A 4,001-nucleotide genomic window follows, 5' to 3' on the forward strand; every position below is an offset into this window, starting at 1 on the left:
AGGCGCAGCAGGGGCGCATCCAGTTCTGGGTGCGCAACCTCGTTCGACGCGAAGGCAGTTCGTTCTTCCTGCAGAAGGCCGACGGGCGCTTCTACCCTGACTTCCTGTGTCAGCTGCCGGGCAGCGCAGAAAAGCCCGGCCCGATCCTCGCCGTCGAGTACAAGGGCGCGGATCGTTGGGCTGGTGCGGAAGATGACCGGTTGATCGGCGGCCTGTGGGCGAACCTGTCCGAAGGGCGCTGCCGCTTCGTGATGGTCAAGGACAAGCGGTGGGAGTGGATCGAGGAGAAGCTGGGATGAGCGACTTCCAGCGGCAGTACGCCCTGTGGGACGAGTTCCTCGCCACGTGGCCGCGCACCCGCCTGGCCACGATGACGCTGGACGAGTACACCCAGGCCGGTTCGAAGGACAGCTTCACGTACTGGATCGAATCTCGCCTCGATGAGATGGGCAGCATCTGGGGCGGGTCGGCATTCAAGTTCGGCGTCTTCTCGCGCAGCAACACCGACGATAAGAGGTCGGATACCAAGCTGAGCTACTCGGAGACCCACGGCTGGTATTCATCGCTCGGTGCGACAGCTGAAGAGGCCTTCCAGAAGGTGCGCGGTTACGTCGTGCAGGTAGCGGACCTCGCCGCCCAAGGTGATCTCGATGGCATCGAGGCCTTCGATTACCTGGGTGAGGCCATCAAGTGGAAGATTGCCTTCCACTATCAGCACCGGCAGGCACCGGTGATCGTGGACATCTTCAAGCGGGCGCCGTTGGCCGTATTCGTCGGCGGCACCGCAAGCCAGAGCATGGCTGCGCTGCAGAAGGCGACGTTGGCGAAGCGGCCTGCCGACCTCGGCATCCTGGAATTCGGGCGGCAAGTGTGGGAGGCGTGGAGCAAGAAGAACCTGGCGATCTCGAAGCTCTCGCATGGCAACCCGCCCAATTTCACCGAGGCCGAACGCCAGCAATACCTGGAGGGTCAGTGGGCGGTGATGCATCGCGATACCGGCAAGGAGCAAGGCAAGAAGTTTGCCGAGGCGCCGGTTGGCACGCTGTTCTTCCTCTGCCACGGCAACAGCCCGCAGCGCATCGGGCAGTTCACTTCGGAGGCCATGCCCTGCGACAAGGGAGATGGCTGGTTACAGCGCAGCTACCGTGTCCTCAAGCCCGCCCAGCGCACGGATCGCTACACCGCCAACTCCAAGGGATGGTCGCCGCAGGGCAATTCGACCTTCTGGCAGGTGGGTGCGCACGACCTGCCCGAGTTCGAGTCCACCTTGCTCAAGCCTTACTTCGGCACGGACTTGGCGGAATTGGCCGCGTTGGCCGGTGAACCCATCGAGGCAGCCAGTCTCGACACCGGCGCTGCACAGACGCCCGCGACAGCGCAGGTGCCGACGCCGATCACGGCCAGCAAGCCCGTCGCGACCTGCGTGAACCGCATCTATTACGGCCCACCGGGAACCGGCAAGACGTACACGCTGACCCGGTTGCTCAAGCGCGACTACGAGCAGCCGGCGAAATCGATCTCCACCGAGGCCTGGCAAAGCCAGCTCATCGCCGAGAAGATCGCCGTACTCAAGTGGTGGGAGGGCGCCGCCGCCGCACTGCATGACCTCGGCGGCAAAGCCAAGGTGGCGGACATCGCGGCGCACCGATTCATCCAGGCCATCACCGCGGCCAATGGGTCAAACCGCAATGTGCGACAGACGCTCTGGCGTACCTTGCAGAACCACACCGTGGACGAGTCCACGACGGTCAAGATGAAGAAGCGCCTGAGCCCGGCTGTGTTCGACAAGACGGTGGACTCGGTATGGCAGTTTGCCGGTGACTGGCAAGAGGCCTGCGCGGATCTGATCGCGCTCGTCGAACAACTCAAGCAGGGGCAGCAAGACGCCGGCGCCGTGCAGCGCTACAGCTTCGTCACCTTCCACCAGTCCTACGGCTATGAGGATTTCGTCGAGGGCCTGCGGCCGGTGCTGGCCGGCGAGGCGGAGGCAGGCGAAGTGGCCTACGAGATTCGCCCGGGCGTGTTCAAGGAGCTGTGCCGCAAGGCGCGTCAGTCGCCCGATCAGCGGTTCGCGATGGTGATCGACGAAATCAACCGGGGCAACATCAGCAAGATCTTTGGCGAGTTGATCACGCTGGTTGAGGCCGACAAGCGCGACCCGCTCGATGGCAGTAGTCCGCCCGCGGAAGTGACCTTGGCCTATTCGGGTGAGAAGTTCTCCGTGCCCGCCAACGTGGACATCATCGGCACGATGAACACGGCGGATCGATCGCTGGCCTTGCTGGATACTGCCCTGCGTCGTCGTTTCGAGTTCGTGCCGCTGATGCCCGACACGCGCGCCGAGAAGGATCCTGCTGACCCAGACAGTGCGCCGCTGGCTGCGCTGGTGGTTACGACGGATGCGGGGGTGATCGATATCCGCTTGCTGCTGCAGCGGATGAACGAGCGCATCGAGGCGCTGTACGACCGCGACCACTGCATCGGCCATGCCTACTTCACAGGCCTCGCAGACTCCGAAGACGGGCCGCCGCGGTTCGAGGCCCTGGCCGCCACGTTCCGCCACCGCATCGTCCCGCTGCTGGAGGAGTACTTCTTCGAGGACTGGCGCAAGATTCGTCTGGTGCTGGCGGACAACCAGAAGGGCGACCCGGCGATCCAGTTCATCCGCGAGAGCGTTGACCACGAGCAGGACCTGTCCACCCTGTTCGGCAATGATCACGGGCTCGACAGCTACGCCACCAAGCGGCGGTACAGCCTGCAGGAATCGGCATTTTCGCAGCCGCTGGCATACATGGCGATCTACCAGGCGACCGCCTGAGGATCGAGGCGGGTGTATGGCCGGCATCACGATCTACGAGTTCGAGGCGCTGGTGGCGATGGCGCCCGGTGCGCCCGATGCCGGCGGATTCCACCCGGTGCCGCCCAGCGTCTTCACCTGGCTGGAATCGCAGGCGCTGCGTGCTGCCGAGGCGAGCGAATCGGCCTGGGTTCGTGTCACGCAGCGCCGCGGCCGCAGGGCCGTTCAGGTCACCAGCTTTGTCGGCGTGATCCGCGCCCCGGATGGCTTCCAGATCGAGGTACTGCCGAAGGTCGGCAGGTCGATCGGCGGTGGTGATGCGCAGGCTCGCCGGCTGCTGGTCGAGATGCTGCGCTGCCTAGGCGGTTTCCGCCACGTCCAGACCGACAGCGCCAAGCTCGTGGCCACACGCATGCCTTTGCTGGAGGTGTTCATTGGCGAGTTCCTGCGCGCCGTGGAGCACATCGTCAAGCGAGGCCTGCGCAGCGACTATCGCTTGCGGCAGGACAACGTCATCGCGCTGCGCGGCAAACTGCAGATGGCCATGCACCTGCGGCAGAACCTGTGCCGACGGGATCGCTTCTTTGCGGAGTTCGACGAGTTCTCGACCAACCGGCCCGAGAACCGCTTGCTGCACGCAGCGCTTCGGCGCGCCCTGTCGTGGACGGCGGCGCAGGCGCATCAGCAACTCGCTCGTGAGCTGTGCTTTGTGTTCGCCGAGGTGCCGCAGTCGGAACGACCGGCCGTGGACTTCTCCAGGGTTCGTCTGGATCGCGGTATGGGGCACTACGCCGATGCCCTGGCATGGGCAAGGCTGATCCTGGGAGATGAATCGCCACTCACCGGGGCGGGTGGTCATCGGGCGCCGTCACTGCTGTTCCCGATGGAGGCGGTGTTCGAGGCCTATGTCGCCAAGCATCTTGCTCGACAGCTGGCGCCCCCGTTCACGCTGCGGACGCAGGCACGCAGCTTCTCCTTGGTTCGGCATCAGGAGCAGGACTGGTTTCGCCTGAAGCCGGATCTGCTCGTCCAGGAAGCGGGCAAGAACCGCCTGGTGCTCGACACGAAATGGAAGCTGCTCGACGACAGGAGGGCGACGGGCGCCGACAAGTACGGACTGGATCAGGGTGACTTCTATCAGCTGCACGCCTATGGCCAGAGCTACCTCGATGGTCAGGGAGACGTGGTGCTGATCTTTCCGAGG

General features: G+C 64.5%; 2 protein-coding genes and 1 pseudogene. All 3 read left to right on the forward strand.

The features are described from left to right. Nucleotides 1–299, forward strand: a pseudogene (locus ACK42S_RS16220) (restriction endonuclease subunit R); the annotation flags it as partial. Further along, entirely contained in the window at nt 296–2,818 is a 2,523-nt protein-coding gene (locus tag ACK42S_RS16225; protein WP_409709917.1) for an McrB family protein, read from the forward strand. The pseudogene ACK42S_RS16220 and the gene ACK42S_RS16225, both read left to right, overlap by 4 nt. 16 nt (nt 2,819–2,834) lie before the next feature. Further along, a partial coding sequence (locus ACK42S_RS16230) for an McrC family protein (protein WP_409709920.1) occupies nt 2,835–4,001 on the forward strand: 1,167 nt, incomplete at its 3' end.

This window comes from Caldimonas sp. (assembly GCF_046289365.1).
Taxonomy (GTDB): Bacteria; Pseudomonadota; Gammaproteobacteria; order Burkholderiales; family Burkholderiaceae_C; genus Caldimonas.

Coding starts and splice junctions, on each gene's coding strand:
- ACK42S_RS16225 (WP_409709917.1), top strand. CDS start 296: ATGAGCGACTTCCAGCGGCAGTACGCCCTGTGGGACGAGTTCCTCGCC.